At 67.4% G+C, this 24,532-nt stretch carries 22 protein-coding genes and 1 other RNA gene; 5 read left to right on the top strand and 18 right to left on the bottom strand.

Annotated features, from left to right (window positions below):
• Nucleotides 1–6: 6 nt before the first annotated feature.
• From lpxC to mraZ, 15 genes are all read right to left on the bottom strand, one after another.
• Entirely contained in the window at nucleotides 7–918 is a 912-nt protein-coding gene (gene lpxC / locus ACCQ05_RS17430) for a UDP-3-O-acyl-N-acetylglucosamine deacetylase (RefSeq protein ID WP_228963117.1), read from the bottom strand.
• 234 nt (nucleotides 919–1,152) lie between these two features.
• On the bottom strand, nucleotides 1,153–2,385 hold the full coding sequence (ftsZ, locus tag ACCQ05_RS17435) for a cell division protein FtsZ (RefSeq protein ID WP_104543946.1): 1,233 nt from the start codon (nucleotides 2,383–2,385) through the stop codon (nucleotides 1,153–1,155).
• Between the two features lie 291 nt (nucleotides 2,386–2,676).
• Nucleotides 2,677–3,912, bottom strand: a complete 1,236-nt coding sequence (gene ftsA, locus ACCQ05_RS17440) for a cell division protein FtsA (protein ID WP_003485272.1) — start codon at nucleotides 3,910–3,912, stop codon at nucleotides 2,677–2,679.
• Nucleotides 3,909–4,736, bottom strand: coding sequence for a cell division protein FtsQ/DivIB (locus tag ACCQ05_RS17445; RefSeq protein WP_372391737.1), 828 nt, complete (start codon nucleotides 4,734–4,736; stop codon nucleotides 3,909–3,911). Before ACCQ05_RS17445 ends, ftsA begins: the two co-directional genes overlap by 4 nt.
• Before the next feature lie 169 nt (nucleotides 4,737–4,905).
• Nucleotides 4,906–5,850, bottom strand: coding sequence for a D-alanine--D-alanine ligase (locus ACCQ05_RS17450; protein ID WP_372391740.1), 945 nt, complete (start codon nucleotides 5,848–5,850; stop codon nucleotides 4,906–4,908).
• Between the two features lie 68 nt (nucleotides 5,851–5,918).
• On the bottom strand, nucleotides 5,919–7,352 hold the full coding sequence (murC, locus tag ACCQ05_RS17455; protein WP_372391742.1) for a UDP-N-acetylmuramate--L-alanine ligase: 1,434 nt from the start codon (nucleotides 7,350–7,352) through the stop codon (nucleotides 5,919–5,921).
• Nucleotides 7,349–8,551 (bottom strand): undecaprenyldiphospho-muramoylpentapeptide beta-N-acetylglucosaminyltransferase, encoded by a 1,203-nt coding sequence (gene murG / locus ACCQ05_RS17460; protein WP_372394145.1) that lies wholly within the window; start codon nucleotides 8,549–8,551, stop codon nucleotides 7,349–7,351. Before murG ends, murC begins: the two co-directional genes overlap by 4 nt.
• Before the next feature lie 59 nt (nucleotides 8,552–8,610).
• Complete coding sequence (gene ftsW / locus ACCQ05_RS17465; protein WP_372391744.1) at nucleotides 8,611–9,990, bottom strand: putative lipid II flippase FtsW; 1,380 nt, start codon at nucleotides 9,988–9,990, stop codon at nucleotides 8,611–8,613.
• Nucleotides 9,990–11,075, bottom strand: coding sequence for a phospho-N-acetylmuramoyl-pentapeptide-transferase (gene mraY, locus ACCQ05_RS17470; RefSeq protein WP_372173317.1), 1,086 nt, complete (start codon nucleotides 11,073–11,075; stop codon nucleotides 9,990–9,992). Before mraY ends, ftsW begins: the two co-directional genes overlap by 1 nt.
• On the bottom strand, nucleotides 11,065–12,621 hold the full coding sequence (locus ACCQ05_RS17475) for a UDP-N-acetylmuramoyl-tripeptide--D-alanyl-D-alanine ligase (protein ID WP_372391746.1): 1,557 nt from the start codon (nucleotides 12,619–12,621) through the stop codon (nucleotides 11,065–11,067). Before ACCQ05_RS17475 ends, mraY begins: the two co-directional genes overlap by 11 nt.
• Nucleotides 12,618–14,093, bottom strand: a complete 1,476-nt coding sequence (locus tag ACCQ05_RS17480; RefSeq protein WP_372394147.1) for a UDP-N-acetylmuramoyl-L-alanyl-D-glutamate--2,6-diaminopimelate ligase — start codon at nucleotides 14,091–14,093, stop codon at nucleotides 12,618–12,620. Before ACCQ05_RS17480 ends, ACCQ05_RS17475 begins: the two co-directional genes overlap by 4 nt.
• Nucleotides 14,094–14,101: 8 nt before the next feature.
• Nucleotides 14,102–15,964 (bottom strand): peptidoglycan D,D-transpeptidase FtsI family protein, encoded by a 1,863-nt coding sequence (locus tag ACCQ05_RS17485; protein WP_372391748.1) that lies wholly within the window; start codon nucleotides 15,962–15,964, stop codon nucleotides 14,102–14,104.
• Between the two features lie 283 nt (nucleotides 15,965–16,247).
• A complete protein-coding gene (ftsL, locus tag ACCQ05_RS17490) occupies nucleotides 16,248–16,511 on the bottom strand; it encodes a cell division protein FtsL (RefSeq protein ID WP_005991913.1) in 264 nt (87 codons plus the stop codon).
• Nucleotides 16,508–17,554 carry a 16S rRNA (cytosine(1402)-N(4))-methyltransferase RsmH gene (rsmH, locus tag ACCQ05_RS17495; protein WP_372394149.1) on the bottom strand — a complete coding sequence of 349 codons (1,047 nt, stop codon included), beginning with the start codon at nucleotides 17,552–17,554 and terminating at the stop codon, nucleotides 16,508–16,510. The genes ftsL and rsmH overlap by 4 nt, the downstream gene beginning before the upstream one ends.
• 14 nt (nucleotides 17,555–17,568) lie before the next feature.
• The gene (mraZ, locus tag ACCQ05_RS17500) at nucleotides 17,569–18,015 is read right to left on the bottom strand and encodes a division/cell wall cluster transcriptional repressor MraZ (protein ID WP_003485296.1); all 447 of its coding nucleotides are present in this window, start codon (nucleotides 18,013–18,015) and stop codon (nucleotides 17,569–17,571) included.
• A 323-nt stretch (nucleotides 18,016–18,338) separates the two neighbouring features.
• Between mraZ and ACCQ05_RS17505 the strand changes: the two genes are divergently transcribed.
• The 3 genes from ACCQ05_RS17505 to ACCQ05_RS17515 are packed head-to-tail and all read left to right on the top strand — an operon-like array spanning nucleotide 18,339 to nucleotide 19,719.
• Nucleotides 18,339–19,127 (top strand): NRDE family protein, encoded by a 789-nt coding sequence (locus ACCQ05_RS17505; protein ID WP_372391750.1) that lies wholly within the window; start codon nucleotides 18,339–18,341, stop codon nucleotides 19,125–19,127.
• Between the two features lie 26 nt (nucleotides 19,128–19,153).
• Nucleotides 19,154–19,405, top strand: a complete 252-nt coding sequence (locus tag ACCQ05_RS17510; protein ID WP_104543924.1) for a type II toxin-antitoxin system CcdA family antitoxin — start codon at nucleotides 19,154–19,156, stop codon at nucleotides 19,403–19,405.
• Nucleotides 19,402–19,719 carry a CcdB family protein gene (locus ACCQ05_RS17515; protein ID WP_372391753.1) on the top strand — a complete coding sequence of 106 codons (318 nt, stop codon included), beginning with the start codon at nucleotides 19,402–19,404 and terminating at the stop codon, nucleotides 19,717–19,719. The genes ACCQ05_RS17510 and ACCQ05_RS17515 overlap by 4 nt, the downstream gene beginning before the upstream one ends.
• Nucleotides 19,720–20,335: 616 nt before the next feature.
• On the opposite strand, the gene rnpB is transcribed toward ACCQ05_RS17515, so the two are convergent.
• The 3 genes from rnpB to rsmI all read right to left on the bottom strand — a co-directional run bounded on the left by rnpB (nucleotide 20,336) and on the right by rsmI (nucleotide 22,319).
• Nucleotides 20,336–20,762: RNase P RNA component class A (gene rnpB, locus ACCQ05_RS17520), an RNA gene on the bottom strand.
• Nucleotides 20,763–20,782: 20 nt separating this feature from the next.
• Nucleotides 20,783–21,007 (bottom strand): hypothetical protein, encoded by a 225-nt coding sequence (locus ACCQ05_RS17525; RefSeq protein ID WP_372394151.1) that lies wholly within the window; start codon nucleotides 21,005–21,007, stop codon nucleotides 20,783–20,785.
• Between the two features lie 484 nt (nucleotides 21,008–21,491).
• The gene (rsmI, locus tag ACCQ05_RS17530) at nucleotides 21,492–22,319 is read right to left on the bottom strand and encodes a 16S rRNA (cytidine(1402)-2'-O)-methyltransferase (RefSeq protein WP_372391755.1); all 828 of its coding nucleotides are present in this window, start codon (nucleotides 22,317–22,319) and stop codon (nucleotides 21,492–21,494) included.
• Nucleotides 22,320–22,401: 82 nt separating this feature from the next.
• Here rsmI and ACCQ05_RS17535 point away from each other — a divergent pair, with 82 nt between their 5' ends.
• Together ACCQ05_RS17535 and ACCQ05_RS17540 are read left to right on the top strand one after the other, a co-directional pair.
• Entirely contained in the window at nucleotides 22,402–24,132 is a 1,731-nt protein-coding gene (locus ACCQ05_RS17535) for a penicillin-binding protein activator (protein WP_228963106.1), read from the top strand.
• A gap of 5 nt (nucleotides 24,133–24,137) precedes the next feature.
• Nucleotides 24,138–24,506 (top strand): YraN family protein, encoded by a 369-nt coding sequence (locus tag ACCQ05_RS17540; protein WP_104543916.1) that lies wholly within the window; start codon nucleotides 24,138–24,140, stop codon nucleotides 24,504–24,506.
• The last annotated feature ends 26 nt before the right edge of the window (nucleotides 24,507–24,532 follow it).

Consider the following 24,532-nt stretch of genomic DNA (forward strand, 5'->3'; position numbering starts at 1 on the left):
GGTCGCTCAGGCGTAGACGGGGCTGGCGTAGGTCACCGGCGGCGGCTCGGCACCCTCGGCAAAGCTGACCCATTCCCAGGCGCTCTGGTCGGCCAGCAGCGCACGCACCAGCTTGTTGTTGAGCGCATGGCCGGACTTGAAGCCTTCGTAGGCCCCCAGGATCGCGCCGCCGGCCAGATACAGGTCGCCGATGGCATCGAGGATCTTGTGGCGCACGAATTCGTTGGTGTAGCGCAGGCCGTCCTCGTTGAGCACGCGGAACTCGTCCAGCACGATGGCATTGTCCATCGAGCCGCCCAGGCCCAGGTTGCGCTCGCGCATGTACTCCAGATCGCGCATGAAGCCGAAGGTGCGGGCGCGCGAGATTTCCTTGACGTAGGCCGAGGTGGAGAACTCGATTTCCTGGCGCGACTGCTTGGCCGGGATCATCGGGTGATTGAATTCGATGGTGAAGCCGAGCTTGTAGCCTTCGTACGGCTCGAAGCGCGCGATCTTGTCGCCCTCGCGCACTTCCACCGGCTGCTTGATGCGGATGAAGCGCTTGGCCTTGCCCTGTTCGACGATGCCTGCCGACTGCAGCAGGAACACGAACGGGCCGGACGAGCCGTCCATGATCGGCAACTCGGCCGAGGACAGCTCGACGATGACGTTGTCCACACCCAATCCGGCCAGCGCCGACATCAGGTGCTCGACGGTCTGGATCTTGGCGCCGTTGCAGGTCAGGCCGGTGCACAGCGTGGTCTCGGTGACCAGCTCGGCATCGGCGGGCACTTCGACCACCGGCTCCAGGTCCACGCGCCGGAACACCACGCCGTGATCGACCGGGGCCGGTCGCAGCGTCATGTACACCTTGTCGCCACTGTGCAGGCCGACGCCGGTGGCGCGAATGGTGTTCTTGAGAGTGCGTTGCTGGGTCATAGGACGAAGTCTGGGGGAACAATGCAGACAGACGCTGAACAGGCTGTCTAATTCGCTGAGGTTAGCCGAATTTTAACAAGTTACGCGTGACGAGAGCTGTAATGCCGCGGTCACGCCACTGCAAAAGCTGCCGGAGCGTGACCGATCCGGCAGAAAGGGACATGGCATGGCGGCCCCGACGGAGTCGTCGGGGCTGGACGGGCTGCGCCGCCGTGGCGACGCAGCCGGCGCCCGTCAGTCGGCCTGGCGGCGCAGGAACGCCGGGATATCCAGGTAGTCGTTGGGCAGGTCGGCCGCCGCCGGCGCCGAGTTGCCCGCAGAACTGCCGCCGACCGAGTCGCTGCTCGGACGACGCAGGCCCAGGCCCATGCTGCCGCCGACGGCCTTGGACACCGCATCGCCGCTGCTGGTGTCGAAGTCGCCAAATTCCGGTTGGCCGGTGGTGGCATTGCGCACCAGCTTGATCGGCGCGCGCTGGTCCGGACGCTGGGTCTGGCGGGCAACCGCACGGTTCAGGCCGGTGGCCACCACGGTCACGCGCACTTCGTCCTGCATGTCCGGGTCCAGCACGGTGCCGACGACCACGGTGGCATCTTCGGAGGCGAACGCTTCGATGGTGCGGCCGATCTCGTCGAACTCGGACATGGTGAAGTCCGGGCCGGCGGTGATGTTGACCAGGATGCCGTTGGCACCGGCCAGGTTCACATCGTCCAGCAGCGGGTTCTGGATGGCGGCTTCGGCGGCGGCCTGCGCGCGGTCGTCGCCGCGTGCCGAACCGGTACCCATCATGGCCAGGCCCATTTCCGACATCACGGTGCGCACGTCGGCGAAGTCGACGTTGATCAGGCCCGGACGCACGATCAGGTCGGCGATGCCCTGCACGGCGCCCTGCAGCACGTCGTTGGCAGCGCGGAACGCCTGGATCATGGTGGCGTTGCGGCCCAGCACGGTGATCAGCTTTTCATTGGGGATGGTGATCAGCGAGTCGCAATGCTGGCTCAGTTCCTCGATGCCCTTCAGCGCCACCTGCATGCGGCGGCGGCCTTCGAACGGGAACGGCTTGGTGACCACGGCCACGGTCAGGATGCCCATTTCCTTGGCCAGCTGCGCAACGACCGGTGCCGCGCCGGTGCCGGTGCCGCCGCCCATGCCGGCGGTGATGAACACCATGTCCGCACCCTGCAGCGCGTCCATGATGCGCTCGCGGTCTTCCAGCGCGGCCTGACGGCCGACTTCCGGATTGGCGCCCGCGCCCAGGCCCTTGGTGACGTTGGTGCCCAGCTGCAGCTGCAACTTGGCGCCGCAGTTCTTGATCGCCTGCGAATCGGTGTTGGCGGTGATGAATTCCACGCCATCGACATTGGTGTTGACCATGTGCGCCACCGCGTTGCCGCCGCCGCCGCCCACGCCAACAACCTTGATGACCGCGTTGGGAGCCATTTTTTCAATCAGTTCGAAATGTGCCATGTCAGTGTCCTCTTGAGCCGGGATTGGGGAGTGGGGATTGGGGATTCGCAAAAGCGCTGGTCCCTGCCCACTTCGCACCACGGCGAGTGTTGTTGTTTGAAAGTCGGGATTCGTGTGGCGGGGCCGTAGATTCGCTGTTGCGCTCCACGGCTCGTGCCACCTACTCCTCGACGCAATGCCTGCAAAAATTTTACCGCCTGCCCGCTCACCGCTCTCCACTTATCTTCGCCGCCGCCCTGCTTTTCTTTCGCTCTTGCCAATCCCAAATCCCGAATTCCAAATCCCGGCTCCTCAAAATTCGCCGCGATACCAGTTCTTCAATTTCTTGAACAAGCTGCCCGCGCGCCCGGTCGGGATCGATGGACGACGCGGATGTTCGATCTGGCTGCCCATCAGCAACAGGCCCACGCCGGAGGCGTGTACCGGGTTGCCGACGACTTCACCCAGGCCGGTGACGTGCTGCGGAATGCCCACGCGCACCGGCATCTGCAGCATTTCCTCGGCCAGCTCCACCACGCCTTCCATCTTCGAGGCGCCACCGGTGAGCACCATGCCGGCGCGCACCATTTCCTCGAAGCCGGAGCGGCGCAGTTCGGCCTGCACCATCTCGAAGATTTCCTCGTAGCGCCCCTGCACCGCCTGCGCGAGCGCGTGGCGCGGCATCCGGCGCGGCGGGCGGTCGCCGACCGACGGCACCTGGATGCTCTCTTCGGCGGTGGCCAGTTGCGCCAGTGCGCAGGCGTAGCGGACCTTGATCTGCTCGGCTTCCGGGGTCGGCGTGCGCAGCATGTGCGCGATGTCGTTGGTGACATGGTCGCCGGCGATCGGCAGCGAGGCGGTGTGGCAGATCGCGCCCTGCACGTAGACCGCCAGGTCGGTAGTGCCGGCGCCGATATCCACCAGCACCACGCCCAGCTCGCGCTCGTCGGCGGTCAGCACCGCCACCGAGGATGCCAGCGAGGACAGCACCAAATCGTCCACCTGCAGGCCGCACTTCTGCACGCACTTGGTGATATTGGCCGCAGCCGACTGCGCGCACACCACCAGGTGCGCGTGCACCTCCAGGCGCACGCCGGTCATGCCGACCGGGTTGCGGATGCCTTCCTGCGAATCGTCCAGCACGTATTCGCGCGGGATCGCATGCAGGATGCGCTGGTCGGCCGGAATGGCCACCGCCTTGGCCGCATCCAGCACGCGTTCCAGGTCGCTCCAGGTCACTTCGCCGTCGCGGATCGGCACGATGCCGGGCGAGTTCTTGCACTGCACGTGGTTGCCGGAAATCGAGGCATACACCGAACGGATCTCGCAGCCGGCCATCAGCTCGGCCTCTTCGACCGCGCGCTGGATCGACTGCACGGTGGACTCGATGTCCACCACCACGCCGCGCTTGAGGCCGCGCGACTCATGCGAACCGATGCCGATCACTTCGATCGGATTGCCGGGCGAATACTCGCCGACCAGCGCGACGACCTTGGAGGTGCCGATGTCCAGTCCAACGATGAGGGATTTGTCGCCTTTGCGGTTCATGTCTTAAAGCCGGGATTCGAGATTCGGGATACGGGATTGGGAAAACGCGGAAATGCCAGGGCGACGGGAGGTGCGGAAGGTGCTGCGCGATGCCGGGGCTGCGCTTTTTCCAATCCCGAATCCCCACTCTCCAATCGCTGCCGTTCAACGGTAAATCCGTTGGTGTAGCGCAGGTCGGCGCGCGCGATCGGGCGCTGCGGGTCGGCCAGTTGCGGCAACACGCGCGCGAAGCGCTGCAGGCGGGCGCGCGCATCGTCGCGGCCGATCATGATCTGCAGGCCATCGCTCAGCTGCAGCGACCAGCTGCCGCGTGCGTCCATTTCAAGACGCTCCACGTCCAGCCCGGTCGGTGCGAACAGCGCGCGCGACTCGTTGTACAGCGCCACCACATCCTGGGTCTTGCTGTCCGGGCCGCCGAGCTGGGGCAACTTGAAATCCTTGAGCAGCGGCGGGGTGCGGAACAGCCGGCCCTGTTCGGACAGCATGCGGTCGGTGCCCCAGCGCGCAAACGGCTTGTGCTCGGTCACGTGCACTTCCAGCACATCCGGCCAACGCTTGCGCACCTGCGCGCTTTCCACCCACGGCAGCCGCGCGATGGCATCCTGCGCCTGCTGCAGCTTCACCGCGAAGAAGCCTGCGCGCGCGTACGGCAGCACCACCGCGCGCAATTGCTCGGCCGGCACCCGCTTGAAATCGCCGGACACCCGCAACTTGGCCAGCGGCCAGCGCTCGGCACCGACCCAGCCATTGAGCACGGCCACCACCGGCAACGCGACCAGCGCCACCGCGAGCAGCCAGGCGAGGATGCGCAAGGTGGCGTTCATTGGTGTGCTCCGCACACGGGATTGGGCATTGGGGATTGGGGATTCGTCACGGCGCGCGCTGCGCGCGCGGGATTGGAAATTCGGGATTGGGGATTCGCCACAGCAACGGCAACCGCGCGCATGGCGTCGCTGTCAGCCAATCCCGAATCCCCAATCCCCAATCCCGGCCTCACAGCGTCTGCTCCAGCACGCGCCAGACCAGCGTTTCGAAATCGATGCCGAGCTGGCGGGCGGCCTTGGGTACCAGCGAGTGGCTGGTCATGCCAGGGGCGGTGTTGACTTCGATCAGTTGCAGGCCGCGCACGCGGTCGCGCATCACGTCCACGCGCCCCCAGCCGCTGCAGCCGGCCGCCTGAAATGCCGCCAGCGCCAGTGCGCCGATCGCGGCCTCCTCCTCGCCCTGCATGCCGGGGCAGAGGTATTGCGTATCGTCGGCCACGTACTTGGCGTGATAGTCGTACCACTCGCCGGCAGGAACGATGCGGATGGACGGCAGCGCGATCTCGCCGAGAATGCCGACGGTGTATTCCTCGCCCTGCACCATCTGCTCGACCAGCAGTTCGCCCGCATAGGTCCGCGCAAAGGCGATCGCCGGTGCGAGATCGGCTTCGGCCAACACCCGGAACACGCCGACGCTGGAGCCTTCCTTGGATGGCTTGATGAACACCGGCAGGCCCAGCGCCTGCGCGGCCGCATGCAGATCGCCGCCCGCAGGCACACGCACGAATTCCGGGGTGGGCAATCCGGCGGCGCTCCAGACCTGTTTGGTACGCACCTTGTCCAGGGTCAGCGCGGAGCCGAGCACGCCGGCGCCGGTGAACGGCACCTGCAGCGCGCACAGCAGTCCCTGCAGCACGCCGTTCTCGCCGTCGCCGCCGTGCAGGATGTTGAACACACGATCCACCGTGCCGGCGTCGATCGCCGCCAGCAGTGCCGGAATGCCGTCCACCGGCTGCGCATCGACGCCGCGCGCGCGCAGCGCTTCCAGCACATTGCTGCCGGAATTCAACGACACCTCGCGCTCGGACGAGGTGCCGCCGAGCAGCACCGCAACGCGGCCGAAGGTTGCCGGATCGCTGGTGCGGGAAGATGCGGGGCCGGAGACCTGGGACAAGGCGGACTGCACGTCCTGCTCTTCACCGGTCCCGGGTCCCGGGTCCCGGGTCCCGTTAGAGGGCGCGCTCATGCCTCACCCCCAACGAACCCGTTGTTGATGATGTGCTGTGCCACATAACCGATATCGCCGGCGCCCATCATCAGCAGCAAGTCGCCATCCTGCAGCACGTCCGGCAATACTTCGGCCAGGCCGGCGATCTGGCCCACGACCACCGGCTCGCTGCGGCCGCGCGCGCGGATGGCACGCGCCAGCGCGCGCGAATCGGCGCCGGGGATCGGCGCTTCGCCAGCTGGATAGACCTCGCTCAGGACCAGCGCATCGACGGTGCTGAGCACCGCGGCGAACGCATCGAACTGATCGCGGGTGCGGCTGTAGCGGTGCGGCTGGAACGCCACCACCAGGCGCTTGTCCGGCCAGCCACCGCGGGCGGCGGCGAACACCGCTTCCAGCTCGCGCGGATGGTGGCCGTAATCGTCGACCACGCGCACGCGTGCGCCGTTGCTGGTGGTGACTTCGCCCAGATCGTTGAAACGGCGGCCGATGCCGGCGAAGTTTTCCAGCGCGCGTGCGATGGTCTGCGGCTCCACGCCCAACTGCCAGCCGATCGCCGCAGCGGCCAGGGCGTTGAGCACGTTGTGGCGGCCCGGCAAGGCCAGCGTCACCGGCGTGGTGGTGCCTTCGGGCAGGCGCAGGGTGAAACGCATGCGCGGGCCATCCTGCACCACGTCCTCGGCGCGCACGTCGGCAGTCTCGCTGATGCCGTAGGTCATCACATGGCGCGGCGTCTTGCCGGCCAGCGCAGCCACTTCCGGGTCGTCGATGCACAGCACCGCCAAGCCGTAGAACGGCAGGCGCTGCAGGAATTCGGCAAACGCGGCCTGCACGCGGGCGAAATCGTTGCCGTAGTTTTCCAGGTGGTCGGCGTCGATGTTGGTGATCACCGCCATCAGCGGATTCAGACGCAGGAAGCTGCCGTCGCTTTCGTCGGCTTCGGCCACCAGCCACTGGCCGCCGCCGAGTTTGGCATTGGCACCGGCCGCCAGCAGCTGCCCGCCGATGACGAAGGTCGGATCCAGTCCGCCCTCGCTCAACACCGCGGCCGCCAGGCTGGTGGTGGTGGTCTTGCCATGCGTTCCGGCCACCGCGATGCCGCGACGGAAACGCATCAGCTCGGCCAGCATCGCCGCGCGCGGCATGATCGGAATGCGCTGGCTGCGCGCTTCCATCAGCTCGGGGTTGTCTTCGCGGATCGCGCTGGAGACCACCACGCAATCGGTGCCCAGCACGTTGGCCGCCGAGTGGCCGCGCATCACCCGCGCACCGAGCTTGGCCAGCCGGCGCGTCGCCGCGTTATCGGCATTGTCCGAGCCGGAGACTTCATAACCCAGCGTCAGCATCACCTCGGCAATACCGCTCATGCCGGTGCCGCCAATCCCGACGAAATGCACGCGCGGAAACGCGCGCACCAGATCGCCACTGTCCTGCAGGCGGCGGATCACGCTGCACCTCCTGCGGAGGTGCAGGGATTAGGGAGTCGGGATTGGGGATTGGTGGCGATCAACTGCGCCGAGCGGTCGCCATTTACGGATGTCTGCATGCTGTCCTGCTTGTGCGTTTGCTTGTTACGAATCCCCAATCCCGAATCCCCATTCCCGGCTTCTTGCAGAATGATGTCGGCAATGCGCTCGGCGGCATCCGGCTTGGCCAGGGTGCGGGCGGCCTGGGCCATGGCCAGGCGGCGTGCGGGGTCGGCGAGCAGGGTCTGCAGGACCTGCTGCAGGCGCACCGCCAGGGTGTCGTCCTGCTTGAGCAACACCGCGGCGTCGGCGCCGACCAGGTATTCGGCATTGCGGGTCTGATGGTCGTCCACGGCGGCGGCGAACGGCACCAGCACGCTGCCGACACCGGCCGCGCATAGTTCGGCCAGCGTGGATGCACCTGCGCGACACACCACCAGATCGGCCCAGGCATAGGCGGCGGCCATGTCGGCGATGAACGGTTCGACGCTGGCATCGACGCCGGCCTGCGCATACGCCGCATCGGCTTCGCCGCGCAGCTTTTCGCCGCACTGATGGCGCACCTGCACGTCGGGGTGACCGAGCGCGGCCAGCGCCGACGGCACGGCTTGATTGAGCACGCGGGCGCCCTGGCTACCGCCCAGCACCAATAACCGCACCGGGCCACCGCGGCCGACCAGGCGGACTGCCGGATCCGGCAGCGTGGCGATTTCCGCACGCACCGGATTGCCCACTGCCTCTTCGCCGGCGAAGCTGCCGGGAAAGCCGGTCAGCACGCGCCGCGCGAGGCGCGACAACACCTTATTGGTCATGCCGGGCGCGCGATTCTGTTCGTGCACCAGCAACGGCACGCCGAGCAGACGCGCGGCCAGGCCACCGGGGCCAGCCGCAAAGCCACCGAAACTGACCACTGCGCGTGGCTGGCGCTTGCGCAGCACGAAGCCGGCCGCGCGCACCGCGCGCATCACCCGCACAGGTGCGCCGAGCAACTTGACCATGCCCTTGCCGCGCAGGCCACTGATGGCAAGGGTGTCGATGTCGATGGCGTGCTGCGGCACCAGCCGCGTTTCCATCGCACCGTCGGCACCCAGCCAGGTCACCGGCACGCCACGCGCGCGCAGCACCTTGGCCACGGCCAGGCCCGGAAAGATATGCCCACCGGTACCGCCGGCCAGAATCATCACCGGTCGATTCCCCACACCTGGATGTGCGGGCGTTTGCGGGGGATTGGCATGAGCGCTCACGCGATCCTCCCGAAGGTCGGTTCCACCCGCGGCTGCATGCGGCTGGTGCCACGCAGGATGGCCGACGCCGGCGCCACCGAAGGTGCTGCTGTTGACGGCGCTGCCACCGGTGCCGGCGCTGCCGCCGTCTCGCGCTGCGGCCTGCGTCCTGCCGTATACGCCGGCGGAACCGGATCGACCGCCGGCTCGGCCGGCTCGGAGGGTGCGGTGCCCGCACCCTGCGGCGACAACTTGCTGCGCAGCCGCTCGGCGCGGTCCATTTCATAGGACACCCGCAACAGCAGGCCCATCGCCACGCAGGTCATCAGCACCGAGGAACCGCCGGAGGAAATCAGCGGCAGGGTCAGGCCCTTGGTCGGCAGGATCCCCAGGTTCACCCCGATCGACACGAAGCTCTGCATCGCCACCCACAGGCCGATGCCGAAGGCGACGTAGCCGGAGAAATGGCGCTTCATCTCCACGCAGCGCATGCCCAGCCAGAACGCCCGGCCGACCAGCAGCGCATACAGGGCCACCACGCCGCACACGCCGATGAAGCCCAGCTCTTCGGCGATCACCGAGAAGATGAAGTCGGTATGCGATTCGGGCAGGTAGTTGAGCTTCTGCACCGACGCGCCCAGGCCCACGCCGGTCCACTCGCCACGGCCGATGGCCATGAGCGCGTTGGACAGCTGATAGCCCGAGCCGAGCTGATCGACCCACGGGTCCATGAAAGAGGTCACGCGCCGCATGCGGTACGGCTCGAAGATCACCAGCGCCACCAATGCCGGCAGCAGCAACAGGATCGGCAGGATGATGCGCCCGATCGGCGCGCCACCCAGCACCAGCATGCAGGCGGTGACGCTCAACAACAGCATCGAGGAACCGAAGTCCGGCTGCAGCAACAGCAGGGCCACCAGGAAACCGACCACGAACACCGGCTTGAGCATGGCCTGCCAGGTCGCGTTGACCTCGTCGCGAAAGCGCACCAGGTAGCTGGCCAGCCAGATGATGTAGAGCACCTTGACCGATTCGACCACCTGGAATCTGGACACGCCCAGATTGATCCAGCGCTTGGCGCCGTTGACGGTGCTGCCCAGGCCCGGCACGAACACCAGGATGAGCATGACAAAGCAGCCCAGCAGCAACATCTGGTTGTGCTGCTCGATGGTCTTGAGCTCGGTGCGCATGGCCCAGAAGGCCAGCCCGATGCCGACGCCCAGGAACAGCAGGTGGCGGGTCAGGTAATAGAACGGGCTGGCTTCCAGCTCGATCGAACTGGAGGCCACCATCACCACGCCCAGCGAGGCGAGCGTGACCGCGGCCCCGAGCAGCCACGGATCGTAGCGGCCGCCGATGGCGTCCAGTCGCGTGGCCTGGCGGGACATGTCGTTCATCAGCGCACCTTCAACGTGGCCAGGCCGATCAGTACCAGCACCACCGAGATGATCCAGAAGCGCACGATCACGCGCGGCTCCGGCCAGCCCTTGAGTTCGAAGTGGTGATGGATCGGCGCCATGCGGAACACGCGCTTGCCGGTCAGCTTGAAGCTGGCCACCTGGATCATCACCGACAGCGTTTCGATCACGAACACGCCGCCCATGATCACCAGCACCATTTCCTGGCGCACGATCACCGCGATGGTGCCCAGCACCGCGCCCAGCGACAGCGCGCCGATGTCGCCCATGAACACCATCGCCGGATAGGTGTTGAACCACAGAAAGCCCAGCCCTGCCCCGGCGATTGCCGAGCAGATGATGATCAGCTCGCCGGCGCCGGGAATCAGCGGGATCTTCAGGTATTCGGCGAACACCACGTTGCCCGAGGCGTAGGCGAACACGCCCAGCGCGCAGGCCACCAGCACGGTGGGCATGATCGCCAGGCCGTCCAGGCCGTCGGTGAGGTTGACCGCATTGGAGAAGCCGACGATCCAGAAATAGGCGATCACCACGAAGCTCACGCCGGCCAGCGGCAGCGCGATCGACTTGAACATCGGAATGTAGAAGGTGATCGCCGCCGGGACGTCGGCGGTGTAGTACAGGAACAGGCCGGCGGCCAGGCCGAAGACCGACTGCAGCAGGTATTTCCAGCGCGACTTCAGGCCATTGGGATCGCGTTTGACGATCTTGATCCAGTCGTCGTACCAGCCGATCGCGCCGAAGCAGATCATCACCGCCAGCACCAGCCACACATAACGGTTGCGCAAGTCGCCCCACAGCAGCACCGACAGGGTGACGGTGAGCAGTATCAGCGAGCCGCCCATGGTCGGCGTGCCGGCCTTGGAGAAATGCGTCTGCGGGCCGTCCTGCCGGATCGGCTGGCCACCCTTGAACTGGGCCAGCTTGCGGATCACCGCAGGGCCCATCCACAACGACAGGAACAACGCCGTCAGCGCCGCCAGGATGCCGCGGAAGGTCAGATAGTTGAACAGCCCGAACAGGCTCTCCAGTTGCTGCAGCCAGCGCGCCAATTCAAGCAGCATGGGAGGCATCCTCCGCAGGTGCGAGCAACGCGGCGACGATGCGGTCCATGGCGCTGCCGCGCGAGCCCTTCACCAGGATCGTGGTGGAGCCGGGACCGGGGACCGGGGACCGGGGACCCGTAAAAGCGGGCGCGGACTGCGACTGTTGTTGTTCAATCAAAGCGTGTTCCTGCGTATTTCCTGATGCGTCTTGCTGTTGCTGTTGCTGTTCCCGGGTCCCCGGTCCCGGGTCCCCGGTCCCGGCTTCGGCAAGATCCGCCTGCAACGCATCGATCAACTCCGCATGCGTGGCGAACACCCGCCCACCGGCGCCGAACGCCTGCGCAGCCGCGGCACTGAGTTCGCCCAGCGCATACAGGCGCTGCAGCTTGGCCGCGCGGGCGCGCCGACCGGCAGCGGCATGCAATGCGGCGCCTTCCGGGCCGAGTTCGCGCATGTCGCCCAGGACCAGCCAGCCCTCGCCGGGTGCGGCCGCCAGCGCATCGATGGCCGCATCCAGCGAACCAGGGTTGGCGTTGTAGCTGTCGTCGATCAATACCGCCCCGCCGGGCAGGCGATGGGCGATCTGCCGGCCGGCCACCGGACGCGCCTGCGCAAGGCCAGCGGCAATCACCGGCAATGCGATGCCCGCACCCAGCGCCAGGCCAGTGGCGGCCAGCGCATTGAGCACGTTGTGGCGACCCGGCAACGGCAGCGCAATCTGCGCCTGGCCCTGCGGCGTCACCAGGGTGAATTGCGCGCCCTCGGCATGCAGCCGCAGCCCGCGCGCGGTGATCTCGGCACTGGCCTGCAGGCCGAACCGCAACACGCGACGGCCCTGCACCGGCTGCGCCAGCAGCTGCTGCTCGAACCACGCACCGAAGGCGTCGTCGGCATTGATCACCGCCACGCCATCGGCCGGCAGCGCGGTGTAGATGGCGCCCTTGGTCCGTGCAACGCCGAGCAGGCTACCCAGGCGCTCCAGATGGGCCGGTGCGATGTTGTTGACCAGGGCCACGTGCGGCCGCGCGATGTCGGTGAGATAGGCGATGTCGCCGGGCTTGCCGGCACCCATTTCGTAGACCGCGATATCCGCATCGTCCGGCGCGGCGATCACCGCCAGCGGCAGGCCGATTTCATTGTTGCGATTGCCCGGCGTGGCGTAGACGGTGGTGCCCTCGACACGCCCGGCCTCGGTCAGGATGGCCAGCAGCAGCGCCTTGACGCTGGTCTTGCCGTTGGAGCCGGTCAGCGCGATCACACGGGTGGCACGGTCGCGCTGCAGGCCGGCGGCGATGCGCGCCAGGGCCAGTTCGGTATTTGTCACCAATACCTGCGGCACGCCCAGCGCCGGCAACAGGCGCTCGACCAGCACAGCGCTGGCACCACGCGCCACCGCGTCGGCCGCGAAGTCGTGCCCGTCGAAGCGCTCGCCGCGCAGCGCCACGTACAGGCTGCCGCTGCCGAGCGTGCGGGTGTCGTTGCCGACCGCATCGATCATGGCGTCTTCGCCATGCAGTTCGCCACCGGCAAAATGCGCGATCAGCGACAGCGGGGTGAGCTTCATGCGCGCACCCCCAGCCCGGTGCGCGGCAGCAGGGCTTGCGCTGCCACCGCCGCATCGTCGAAGGGATGCTGCACGCCGGCCACTTCCTGGTACGGCTCGTGGCCCTTGCCGGCGATCAGCACGATGTCCGAGGCGCCCGCCATGCCGATGGCCTGGAGGATGGCTGCGGCGCGGTCGCGCTGCACGAGGGCCGCATCCGGGCGCGCGAAGCCGCGCAGGATGTCGGCGACGATCGCATCGCCATCCTCGCCGCGCGGGTTGTCGTCGGTGACGATCGCCACGTCGGCATTGAGTTCGGCAATGGCCGCCATCTGCGGGCGCTTGCCGGTATCGCGTTCGCCACCGCAGCCGAACACGCAGATCAGCCGGTCCTGCGCATGCGAGCGCAGGCTGGTCAGCGCCTGCTCCAGCGCATCGGGGGTGTGTGCGTAGTCGACCACCACCAGCGGTGCGCCATGCGCGCCGCCGAGGCGATTCATGCGGCCATGGATCGGCTGCAGCTGGCCCAGCACCTGCGCGATCTGCGCAGGCGCGATGTCCATCGCATGCAAGGCGCCGGCCACGGCCAGCAGGTTGTCCACGTTGAAGCGGCCCAGCAGCGGCGAGTGCACCGGATGCACTTCGCCCTGGATGTTCAGTGCGAAGTTGATGCCGTGATGGTCCAGCTGCAAGGCCTGCGCGCTGACCCCGGCGCCGGCCTGGGCGCGCGAGCTCACGCCGACCGCGCGCAGTGCCGGATCGAGCGAAGCGAACAGGCTGCGGCCGAACGCATCGTCCAGATTCACCACCGCTGCCTGCAATCCGGTGCGTGAGAACAGCTTGGCCTTGGCCGCGCCGTACTGCTCCATGTCGCCGTGGTAGTCGAGGTGGTCGCGGGTGAGATTGGTGAACACCGCCACGTCGAAATGCACTGCGTCCACGCGGCCCTGGTCGAGCGCGTGCGAGCTGACTTCCATCGCTACCGCCTGCGCGCCTTTCTCGCGCAGCTGCGCCAGCAACGCGTGCATGGGCAGCACCAGCGGCGTGGTGAATCCAGTCGGCACCGCTGCGCCGTACAGGCCCACGCCCAGCGTGCCCAGCGTGCCGGTCGGCGTGCCGAGCAAGGTCAACGCCTGGGCAAGCAATTGCACGGTGGAAGTCTTGCCGTTGGTGCCGGTGACGCCGACCATGCGCAGCGCGCGCGACGGGTGGCCATGGAACTGATCGGCCATCGCGCCCAGGCGCGCACGCAGGCCGGGCACCGCGATCGCATCGGCAGGCGCCGGCAGGTCGGCCGGCGCCGGTGGTTCGAACAACACCACCGCCGCGCCATTGGCGCGCGCCTGCTCGGCATAGCCCAACCCATGTGCGCCGAATCCGGCGATCGCCACGAAGGCATCGCCCGGACGCACCGCACGGCTGTCCATCACCAGGCCGCAGACCTGCACATCGCGCGCAAGCGTCAGGTCAGGCAATAGCTGCGACAGCGGCATGCTGCGGCTCACTGGCGGCTCTCCTGCAACGGTGCCGGCTGCGCGGGCGGGGTCGGCGGTGCGATCGCGGTCGGAATGCCGGCAGACACTTCGTCCACCGGGTCCGGCACCAGCGCCGGATCGGGATCGGCCGGCTGCGGCTTGGCGATCGGCTGGCCGGTCTTGCCGGCCGCCTGCGCAGCCAGCCACGACTGGATGTCGTCCGGCGGCACATCCATCAGGCGCAGCGCCCCTTCCATCACCTTGTGGAACACCGGCGCCGACACCAGGCCGCCGTAGTACACCTTGCCCTGCGGATCGTTGATCACGATGACGGTGGCAAAGCGCGGGCGGCTGGCCGGCACCAGTCCAGCGAACAATGCATTGTAGTGGCCGCGTTCGTAGCCGCCGGCGCCGTTCTTGCGCGCGGTGCCGGTCTTGCCGGCCACGTGGTAACCCAGGATCGCTGCGCCCTTGGCGCCGCCCTGGGTGACCACGGTTTCCATCATGTCGATGACTTGCCGCGCCACCTCCGGCGTGACCACCTGGCGCGAGGCGTTGTGCTGGCCGCGCACGAAGGTCGGCGGCGTCAGCTTGCCGCCGTTGCCCAGCGTGGCATAGGCCTGCGCGATCTGCAGCGGCGTCACCGACAGGCCGTAGCCGTAGGACATGGTGGTCTTGGACGGGCCGCTCCATCGCTGCGGCTGCAGCACCACGCCGGACGATTCGCCTGGAAACCCGCTGTGCGGCGCGCTGCCGTAACCGAAATTGCGGATCGACTGGTAGAAGGTCTGGTCCGGCACCTTGGCCGCGATCTTGGCCGCGCCGATGTTGGAGCTGCGGGTGATCACGCCGGTGACGTTGAGGACGCCGTTGTTGCGCGGCACATCGCGAATGGTGAAGCGCCCCACCGACATGTAGCCGGGGTTGGTGTCGATGACGGTGTCCTTGGTCACCACGCCGGCAGTCAGCGCGGTGGCCACGGTCAGCGGCTTCATCGTCGAACCCGGCTCCACCAGATCGGTGACCGCGCGGTTGCGGCGCGCCGACGGGTTGATGCCGGTCACCGAATTGGGGTTGTACGTGGGCAGGTTGACCATCGCCAGCACCTCGCCGGTGGCCACGTCCATCACCACCATCGACCCGCCGGCGGCGTTGTTTTCGACCAGCGCGTTACGCAGCTCCTTGTAGGCCAGGAACTGGATGCGGCGGTCGATGCTCAGGGTCAGGTCCTTGCCCGGCTGCGCCGGACGCACCAGGTCCACGCTCTCCACGATGGCGCCGCGCGCATCGCGCACCACCTTCTTGGAGCCGGGCTTGCCACGCAACCATTCGTCGAAGGCCAGCTCCAGGCCTTCCTGGCCGCGGTCGTCGATATTGGTGAAGCCCAGCACGTGGGCCATCGCTTCGCCCTGCGGATAGAAGCGGCGGAACTCGCGCTGCGAGAACACACCGGGAATCTTCAGGTCCACGATCGCATGCGCCTTGTCCGGGTTGATCCGGCGCTGCAGGTACATGAATTCCTTGCTGGCCTTCTGCGCCAGCCTGGCGTTCAACTCGTCCAGCGGCTGGCCGAGCGCGGTGGCGAGCTCGGGGATGCGGTCCGGGTTGCGCAGCAGTTCCTGCGGATTGACCCAGATCGACTCCACCGGCGTGGACACCGCCAACGGCTCGCCGTTGCGGTCGGTGATCATGCCGCGCGAGGTGGCGATGGGCAGCTCACGCAGGTAACGCGCTTCGCCCTGGCGCTGGTAGAAGTCGCGGTTGATCAGCTGCACGTACGCCGCACGGCCGATCAGTGTGACCGAGCACAGGCCCAGCGCCACGCCGACCAGGGTCAGGCGGCCGCGCAGGTTGAAGTTGCTGCGGGGACGGTTGCGGCCGGTTTTCATGGCGCACCTCCGTGTGCGCCACCCTGCGGGCGGCTGCGCCGTGCAAAACGGCTGTCCTGCCGTTTTGTCGATGGCGCACCTGCGTGTGCGCCACCCTGCGGGCGCCTGCGCCGTGCAAAACGGCTGTCCTGCCGTTTCGTCATTGGCGCACCTCCGTGTGCGCCACCCTGCGGGCGGCTGCGCCGTGCAAAACGGCTGTCCTGCCGTTTTGTCGATGGCGCACTTGCGTGTGCGCCACCCTGCGGGCGGCTAGACCGTGCAAAACGGCTGTCGTGCAGTGGTGTCATGGGCGCACGACCACGATGTCGTTGGTCTCCGGGAACTTCATCCCGATGCGCGCGCGTGCGACCTGATCGACCCGGTTGCTTTCCGCCCAGGTGGCCTGCTCCAGCTGCAGCCGGCCGAATTCGATATTCAACTCATCGCGCGTGTGTTCGAGCTTGGACAACTGCACGAACAGCTTGCGATGCATGTGACGCATGTACACCACCCCGATCGCCGAGGCGATGCTGCAGGCCAGCAGCACGATGAGCAGCAGGCGGCTCATGCAGCGTCTCCGTTCGGAGACGCCGGGATTGGGGATTGGGGATTCGGGATTCGCTCAGGGCGCTCATCCAATCCCGAATCCCGACTGCCGAATCCCAGCTTCTCAGCCACCCGCAACACCGCGCTGCGAGCGCGGGGGTTGATGTTCAATTCGGCGTCGTCGGCCTTGATCGCGCCGCTCACCAGCTGCAGCGTGGGGACGAACGGCTGCGCTTCGGGCAGGCGGCGGTTGCTCGGCGGGGCCTTGGCGTAGCGGGCCATGAATTGCTTGACGATACGGTCTTCCAGCGAGTGGAAGCTGATCACCGCCAGCCGGCCGCCCGGCTTGAGCGCGTCCAGCGCAGCGTCCAGCCCGGCTTCCAGATCGGCCAGCTCGCGGTTGATGTGGATGCGGATGGCCTGGAAGCTGCGCGTGGCCGGATGCGTCTTGCTGTCGCCACGCGGCATCACCGATGCGATCAGATCGGCCAGTTGGGCGGTGCGCAGCAGCGGCTGTTCGGCGCGACGCGCCACGATGGCGCGCGCGATCCGCCGGCTCTGGCGTTCTTCGCCATAGGTCCACAGCACATCGGCGATTTCGCGATCGGTCGCCTGCGCCAGCCACTGCGCTGCGCTCTGGCCGCTGTCCGGGTCCATGCGCATGTCCAGCGGGCCGTCCTTGCCGAAACTGAAACCGCGCCCGGCCACATCCAGCTGCGGCGAAGACACGCCCAGGTCCAGCAGGATGCCGTCCACCGTCGCGGCCGCGACCACCTGGCCAAGCGTGGCGAAACTGCCGCGATGGATGGACACGCGCGCATCGCCACCGAAGCTCTGTTCGGCCACCGCGATCGCTTCAGGGTCCTTGTCCATCACCAGCAGTCGACCTCCCGGTCCAAGGTGTTCCAGCACGCCACGTGCGTGCCCGCCACGCCCGAACGTGCCATCGAGGTAGGTTCTGTTGTCGGTCACCTGCAGGCCGTCCAACACCTGCGTGTACAGCACCGGCACATGCGCCGCCGGCGGCTGCGACACCGGGTGACCGGGCTGCGCTTCACCGCGCATCCGGGCACCCCGGCTCACAACCTGAGATCGAGCAATTCATCGCCCAGATCCCCGTCAGACAATGTCTGCTGGATCAGTGCGCGATGTGCCTGCTCGCTCCAGAGTTCGAACTTGTCGCCCATGCCCAGCAGCACGGCCTTTTTTTCGATGCCCACCGCATTGCGGTGGCTGGCCGGAATGCTCAGACGGCCATTGGCGTCCAGCTCCAGCACCGCGGATGAGCCCACCAGCTTCTGCTGCAGCGTGCGGACCACGCGCTGGGTGTTGGGCTTGGACATCACATCGTCGCGCACCCGCTCCCACTCCTTTTCCGCATACAGCCACAGACAGCCGGCCTCGAACGGGTTGTAGGTGAGCACCAGGCGATTGCCGCTCACGCGCGCAACAAGGTCGCGGTATGCGGTGGGTACCGCCATGCGCCCTTTATCGTCCACCGTGATGGCAGTTTCGCCCTGAAACACCGAATGCAACCTCGAATACCCGCTGGGGGATCATTGAACCACGAAAAACCACAAAACACCTGGTTTTCCCTCCGATGCCCACCTTAGCAGCGCGTCAAAGGTTGTCAACAACTTTGACAACCCCAAATCGCCAGTCACATCAATGAGTTGCAGCACTCTTTAGAGACTTGTTCAAAGCTTATCCACAAGTTGCTGTTTCCTCTCAGATTTTGAGATTGAACGAAAATTCAGGGCCGTGAAGGCCATGTAAACCCGACCGCGGTCTCACTTCACGCTGCGCCAGCGGCGCGCCGCAACTGCGCAAACCGGCGACAATCGACGGCATGTGCCTGGTCGCTCTTGCCTGGAAAACCCACCCGCGCTGGCGCCTGCTGCTGGCCGGCAACCGCGACGAATTCCATGAGCGACCGACCGTCCCGCTCGCGCGATGGGCGGCGCCTGCGGACAGCGTGCTGGCCGGACGCGACCTGCGCTCGGGCGGAAGCTGGGTCGGGCTGGGCGACGATGGCCGCGTTGCGGTGGTCACCAACGTGCGCGACCCGCTCGCCACCGCCTCGGGCCGCTCGCGCGGACATCTGATTGCGGACTACCTGTCCGGCAGCCTGGACGCCGCTGGCTATGCCCGCGATCTGGCAGGCGCCGGGCATGAGTTCCCGCCGTTCAATCTGCTGCTGTGCGACGCAGACCGCTGCGAGCACCTGAGCAACCACCCACCGCTGACGCGCCAGCTGGAGCCAGGCATCCATGGCATGTCCAATGGCCCACTGGACGCGCCCTGGCCGAAGACGCGCGCGTTGACCGGCGCCCTGCACGACTGGTGTGCCCACGACAGCGACGACCTGCAACCGCTGTGGGATGCGCTGGGCAACCCCGCCATCGCGCCTGACCACATCCTTCCCAGCACCGGCGTGGATCTGCCCACCGAACGCCTGCTCTCGGCCGCCTTCATCGCCGGCCCCGGCTACGGCACCCGCGCCAGCACCATCGTGGCGGTGGACCGTCACGGCGGCGGCTTCATCCACGAGCGCCGCTTCGGCCCGGATGGCATCTTCCAGGGCGAAACCCGGCTGGACATCCCCGAACACGTTGACAACCCACAATCATGCGCATAGCGTGCGCATGATCGAGGAGCCAACGCATGAACCGCTATTACGACGCTTCTGCACAGAAGAAGCCGCTGAACCTGACCATCAACGCTGACTTGGCCTCCCAGGCCCGCGCGATGACCGGCAACCTGTCGGCCAAGGTCGAGGAACTGCTGGCCGAGTATGTGGCCAGGGAGCGCGACACCCACAGCGCCAGGGCGATGGAATTGCAGCGCGCCGCGAGCGAATGGAAGACCTTCACCGACGCGCACGGTTCCTTTGCCGACGAGTTCTCCACGCTATGACCGACCAGTTCGATGTCTACGCCAACGTCGGACAGAACAAGCACATTCCGTATGTGGTGGTCGTGCAGTCGAAGATCTTCGATGCCTCCCCGCGCCGCGTCGTCGTGCCATTGGTCAGCACATCCGCGCACTCCCCGACGCCATCCCGCTTCACCCCCGAATTCGTGGTCGCCGGCCACCGCGTCATCCTGCAACCGCTGGAAATGACTTCGGTCCCGCTCGCGGTACTCACCCAGCCGGCTGGCTCATTGAAGGACGAAGGGCAGCGCATCGTCGACGCCTTGGACGAGCTGTTCACTCGCTCGTTTGGTTAGGCAGCACGCTGGCATCTGCAGCGTGAGCGAGACGCCCATGACGCAGGTCGCGGCAGGTTGCGCACACCGAAGCATCGGCTGATCCAGGATCGCAGCGCGTGACGCCCGATTCGCCGCCAGGACGGCCAGAGCGAAAAGCTCGCCCCCATCCGCCCTTCGGGCACCTTCCCCCGCAAGCGGTGGAAGGAATGGACCGCGCATCGCGCGTTGAGCCACGCATCGTCATCGTCCTGCAAGGAACAACGCGACAGCGAGCGCATCGCGCAAGCACCCTCAGCCACCCCCTATCTGCAAGCCCCCTTGAGTCAAGGGGGCGCGGCGACAGCCGCGGGGTTGTGGCATGCCCGGAGCGGGACCCGCGTTTTGTACTACCGCAGCCGGTACGAACTGCTCACCCCCATCCGCCCTTCGGGCACCTTCCCCCGCAAGCGGTGGAAGGGAGTTGATCGCGTAGCGAGAGCCCCTCGACCAACCACCTACCTGCAAGCCCCCTTGAGTCAAGGGGGCGCGGCGACAGCCGCGGGGTTTTGGAATGCCCGGAGCGGGCCCCGCGTTTTGTACCGCCTGCGGCGGTACGAAGCGTGGGCGCCTTTTTTGGGCCTACGCCCAAAAAAGGCGGCGGAGCCGGCCGATAAGCCGGGTTCTGTCGTGGACAGTCATTCGTCTAGGCGCTACGTCACCGCAGCGCTCAAGCAACCTACCCGGATCCAGCGCGGGCCACGCCAATGGATCCCTATTTGGTCTTGCTCCAGGTGGGGTTTGCCGTGCCGGTCCGTTACCGGACTCGCGGTGCGCTCTTACCGCACCATTTCACCCTTACCGGCCCCTCGCCACCCCTCTGCGGCCTCCGAACGCACTTGGCGATGCTGCGCATCGCCGACACGCATTAGTGGCGGCAGAGGGGTGACGAGGAACGTAGGCGGTATCTTTCTGTTGCACTTTCCGTCGGCTTGCGCCGCCCAGGCGTTACCTGGCACCTTGCCCTATGGAGCCCGGACTTTCCTCGGCACTCTTGCGAGTGACGCGACTGTCTGGCCGACTCCGCCGGGACGAACTATACGCTCTATCGCCAGATCATGCCCTGCCTGCCGTTTTCTTCGGCGTAAAGAACGACGCGTTCAAAATCGTGTACGAACGACCATCCTGTCGCTTCCGCCGGTATCGCGTGCTGCGCGAGCGAAGGAGTCATCGGGCAATAGATCAAGAGTGCTACGGCGTCGGCGTGCGCGCGATATCCGCTAATCTGGCGATGCTTGCGGCCTATGCAGTCCGCTATCTGCTCCTTGATCAGCGCAGTTACCTTGAAGTCGCCGCCTGATCGGAGCCCTTGCTGATCGGATGGCCACAACTGCACATGGTTGATGAATGGAGGAAGCCCGTCTCTGATAACAACCTGCGGCTCCTTCGTTTCTGCGTGCGTGCGAAGCAGACACTCGATCCGCTCGACGGCCTCCGCAAGTGCGGGAAGTGGTCCGTCGGCAAAGCTCAGGCTCACTTGCACCTGCGGCAAAAGTCGCGCAAGCCGAGGCCTTAGTGCGACAAGCAGCTTTTCTCTCGCACGCATCCGCTCCTGACCTTCGGAGCGCAACAACCGTGTGATCTCGACAGCGTAGCTCGAGCCATCTGCGAGATGAAAAAGAATATCTGCGGCTGGTTCCTTGGGCTGCTCCAGGTCACTGGCAGGAGCGGGAAATGCCTCTGGCCACACATCCAGGACACACTGGAACTGTTTCAGTTCCAGTGCCTTCTTTTTGCTCTCCGCAGTCTGCAGCTCAGCCATTGCCGCCATACAACGCCTTACGCGGTGCACCGGTCAGCTCGGCGGCCAGCTTGGCGGCGGTGGAGGGCGGCAGGTGCTCGGCGAGCTTGGCGTAGACGCGGCGGCCTTCGGCCAGCTGGCCATCGGCGGCGTCGGCGGCGCCCTGCACCATCACCACGAACTCGCCCTTGCGCTGGTTGTCGTCGGCTTCGACCTGGGCCTGCAGCTGCGCCAGGCTGCCGTCGAGCACGGTTTCGAACAGCTTGGTGAGCTCGCGGGCGATCACCGCCGGGCGGTCGTCGCCGAAGGCCAGGCGCAGGTCGGCCAGCGATTCGACGATGCGATGAGAGGACTCGTAGAACACCAGCGTGCGGGTTTCGCCGGCCAGGTGCGCCAGGCGCTCGCGGCGAGCGGCACTCTTGGCCGGCAGGAAGCCTTCGAAGCCGAAGCGGTCGCTGGGCAGGCCGGCCACGCTGAGCGCGGCAATCGCCGCGCAGGCGCCGGGTACGGGGCTGACCTTGATGCCGGCGGTGCGGGCGGCACGCACCAGCTTGAAGCCGGGGTCGCTGACCAGCGGGGTGCCGGCGTCGCTGACGATGGCCAGCGATTCACCCTCGCGCAGGCGTGCCACGATGCGCTCGGACATGGCGTCTTCGTTGTGGTCGTGCAGGGCCAGCAACGGGCGATCGATGCCGAAATGGCCGAGCAACTGGCGGGTATGACGGGTGTCTTCGGCGCAGATCGCGGCCACGCCACGCAACACCTCCTGCGCGCGCGGCGACAGGTCGGCCAGATTGCCGATCGGCGTGGCGACCACGTGCAGGGTTCCAGGGGACATCATCAGCGGGCTTCCGGGAGCAAAGGGTAGAATCGTAGCGGTTTTCAACGGACCGCCCTGGCGGCCCCTGTCCAATGGATCTGAAATGAACAAGCGTGTTGCAAGGATCTCCGCCCTTTCGCTGCTGGTCATGCTGGCCGCCGGCTGCGCCACCAGCAGCGTCACCCAGACCGCCTCGCCGACGCAGAGCGCAGCGCTGGCGCTGCTGGACCAGGGCAAGCCGCGCGAGGCAGCGCAGCAACTGGAAGCCGAGGCCGCCGGCGCCAGCGGCGCGCAGCGCAGCCGCCTGCTGGCCGCCGCCGCGTTCGGCTGGCACGACGCCGGCGACGACGCGCGTGCGCGCACGCTGCTGGCGCAGGTCAACGCGCGCCACCTGGGCGGCGAAGACCGTGCCCGCTTCGGCCTGCTGACCGGCGAGTTGGCGGTGATCGACAAGCAAGGCGCGCAGGCGCTGCAGGCGCTGGGCGACAGCCCGCAGGGCCTGCCGCAGCCATTGCAGACACGCTGGCTGCTGGCCCACGCCGCCGCGCTGGAGGCCACCAGCGACCTGTTCGGCGCCGCGGCAGCGCGGGCGCGCGCCGATGCCAGCCTGACCGGCAGCGCGCGCAGCGAGAACCAGCGCGCCATCGTGCGCCTGCTGGCCGCACTGGACGACACCACGCTCAAGAGCCGCACCGCCGCATTGCCGGCCGGCGACCCGCTGTACAACTTCGCCGGGCGGGCATTGATCAGCCGTGGCCTGGCCCTGCCGCGCGCGTTCGAGCGCGATGCGCAATGGGGTTTCGACACCAGCAAGCGGCCACCGGCCGAGCGCGATGGGTATCGCCCGCCGGTCAAGCTGGGCGTGCTGTTGCCGCTCACCGGCACCCTGGCCACCGCCGCCGCGCCGGTGCGCGATGGCCTGCTGGCCGGCTATTACGCCGAAACCCGCCGCCGCCCGGAGCTGCAGTTCTTCGACACTGCCGGTACCGCCGCCGGTGCCAATGCCGCCTACGACAAGGCGGTGAGTGCCGGCGTCGATTACGTGGTCGGCCCATTGGGTCGTGACGAGGTCAGCGCGTTGTTCGCGCGCGGCCAGCTGGCGGTGCCGGTGCTGGCCCTCAACCGCCCCACCGACAACAAGGCACCGCCTACCGGCAGCGCGGGCTTCTCGCTGGCGCCGGAAGACGACGGCATCATGGCTGCCGAATACCTGCTCTCGCGCGAGCGCCGCAATGTGCTGATCGTCGGCACCGGCGACGACAACGGCAAGCGCACCATCAAGGCCTTCCGCGACCGCTTCAGCGAACGCGGCGGCACGGTGGCCGGCAGCATCAGCGTGGCCGAGGCGCCGGGCGACATCGGCGCGCAACTGCGCAACTACGGCACCGCCGATGCGGTGTTCCTGGCAGTGCGCGGCAACACCGCGCGCGCGCTGGCGCCGCAGCTGGCGCTGGCCGGATTCGCCGGCAAGTCGCGCGTGGGCACCTCGCAACTGGTGGCCGGCACCGGCAAGGTCGAGGACGACCTGGCCCTGGACGGCATCGTCTATCCCAGCGAAACCTGGACTGCGCTCGGCGTCTCCGGCCTGCCGGCGGCCAGCCAGGTGGCCAGCACCCTGCCCAGCGCGCGCGGCCCGGCCGCACGCCTGTTCGCATTCGGCTACGACGCCTGGAAGATCAGCGCGTATCTGGAAAAGCTGGCCACCGGCACCGATGGCGGCCTGCGTGGCGCAACCGGCACCCTGCATCTGGACGGCTTCGGCAACGTGCTGCGCACTCCGGCCTGGTCCACCTTCAACGGTGGCCGCCCGGTGCCGATCGCCGACGGCCGCTGAGGCCGATGCCGGCAGCGCGCCAGCAACGCGGAGCGGCGGTGGAAGCCGCGGCCTGCGCGTTGCTGGAGCAGGCCGGCCTGCGGCGGGTGGCAGGCAATGCCAGCTACCGCGGCGGCGAACTGGACCTGGTGATGCGCGACGGGCAGTCGCTGGTATTCGTGGAAGTGCGCTACCGCCGCGATACCCGCTTCGGCGGCGGTGCGGCCTCGGTGGATCTGCGCAAGCGCCGCAAGCTGGTCCTGGCCGCGCAACTGTTCCTGGGCGCGCACCCGGCACTGGCAGCGCTGCCGTGTCGCTTCGATGTGGTGGACGCCAGCGGCGAACCGCCGGTGCTGCACTGGATCCGCGACGCGTTCCGCGCCGACGATTGCTGATTCTTCCAGACGCTCGCCCCGACCTC

It is taken from the genome of Xanthomonas sp. NCPPB 3582, from assembly GCF_041475735.2.
GTDB classification, from domain to species: domain Bacteria; phylum Pseudomonadota; class Gammaproteobacteria; order Xanthomonadales; family Xanthomonadaceae; genus Xanthomonas; species Xanthomonas codiaei.

What these genes read in the sequence shown, in the direction of transcription:
- lpxC (WP_228963117.1), bottom strand. Translation starts at nt 918, where the DNA reads ATGACCCAGCAACGCACTCTCAAGAACACCATTCGCGCCACCGGCGTC.
- ftsZ (WP_104543946.1), bottom strand. Translation starts at nt 2,385, where the DNA reads ATGGCACATTTCGAACTGATTGAAAAAATGGCTCCCAACGCGGTCATC.
- ftsA (WP_003485272.1), bottom strand. Translation starts at nt 3,912, where the DNA reads ATGAACCGCAAAGGCGACAAATCCCTCATCGTTGGACTGGACATCGGC.
- ACCQ05_RS17445 (WP_372391737.1), bottom strand. Translation starts at nt 4,736, where the DNA reads ATGAACGCCACCTTGCGCATCCTCGCCTGGCTGCTCGCGGTGGCGCTG.
- murG (WP_372394145.1), bottom strand. Translation starts at nt 8,551, where the DNA reads ATGATTCTGGCCGGCGGTACCGGTGGGCATATCTTTCCGGGCCTGGCC.
- ftsW (WP_372391744.1), bottom strand. Translation starts at nt 9,990, where the DNA reads ATGAACGACATGTCCCGCCAGGCCACGCGACTGGACGCCATCGGCGGC.
- mraY (WP_372173317.1), bottom strand. Translation starts at nt 11,075, where the DNA reads ATGCTGCTTGAATTGGCGCGCTGGCTGCAGCAACTGGAGAGCCTGTTC.
- ACCQ05_RS17475 (WP_372391746.1), bottom strand. Translation starts at nt 12,621, where the DNA reads ATGAAGCTCACCCCGCTGTCGCTGATCGCGCATTTTGCCGGTGGCGAA.
- ACCQ05_RS17480 (WP_372394147.1), bottom strand. Translation starts at nt 14,093, where the DNA reads ATGCCGCTGTCGCAGCTATTGCCTGACCTGACGCTTGCGCGCGATGTG.
- ACCQ05_RS17485 (WP_372391748.1), bottom strand. Translation starts at nt 15,964, where the DNA reads ATGAAAACCGGCCGCAACCGTCCCCGCAGCAACTTCAACCTGCGCGGC.
- ftsL (WP_005991913.1), bottom strand. Translation starts at nt 16,511, where the DNA reads ATGAGCCGCCTGCTGCTCATCGTGCTGCTGGCCTGCAGCATCGCCTCG.
- rsmH (WP_372394149.1), bottom strand. Translation starts at nt 17,554, where the DNA reads ATGCGCGGTGAAGCGCAGCCCGGTCACCCGGTGTCGCAGCCGCCGGCG.
- ACCQ05_RS17505 (WP_372391750.1), top strand. Translation starts at nt 18,339, where the DNA reads ATGTGCCTGGTCGCTCTTGCCTGGAAAACCCACCCGCGCTGGCGCCTG.
- ACCQ05_RS17510 (WP_104543924.1), top strand. Translation starts at nt 19,154, where the DNA reads ATGAACCGCTATTACGACGCTTCTGCACAGAAGAAGCCGCTGAACCTG.
- ACCQ05_RS17515 (WP_372391753.1), top strand. Translation starts at nt 19,402, where the DNA reads ATGACCGACCAGTTCGATGTCTACGCCAACGTCGGACAGAACAAGCAC.
- rsmI (WP_372391755.1), bottom strand. Translation starts at nt 22,319, where the DNA reads ATGATGTCCCCTGGAACCCTGCACGTGGTCGCCACGCCGATCGGCAAT.
- ACCQ05_RS17535 (WP_228963106.1), top strand. Translation starts at nt 22,402, where the DNA reads ATGAACAAGCGTGTTGCAAGGATCTCCGCCCTTTCGCTGCTGGTCATG.
- ACCQ05_RS17540 (WP_104543916.1), top strand. Translation starts at nt 24,138, where the DNA reads ATGCCGGCAGCGCGCCAGCAACGCGGAGCGGCGGTGGAAGCCGCGGCC.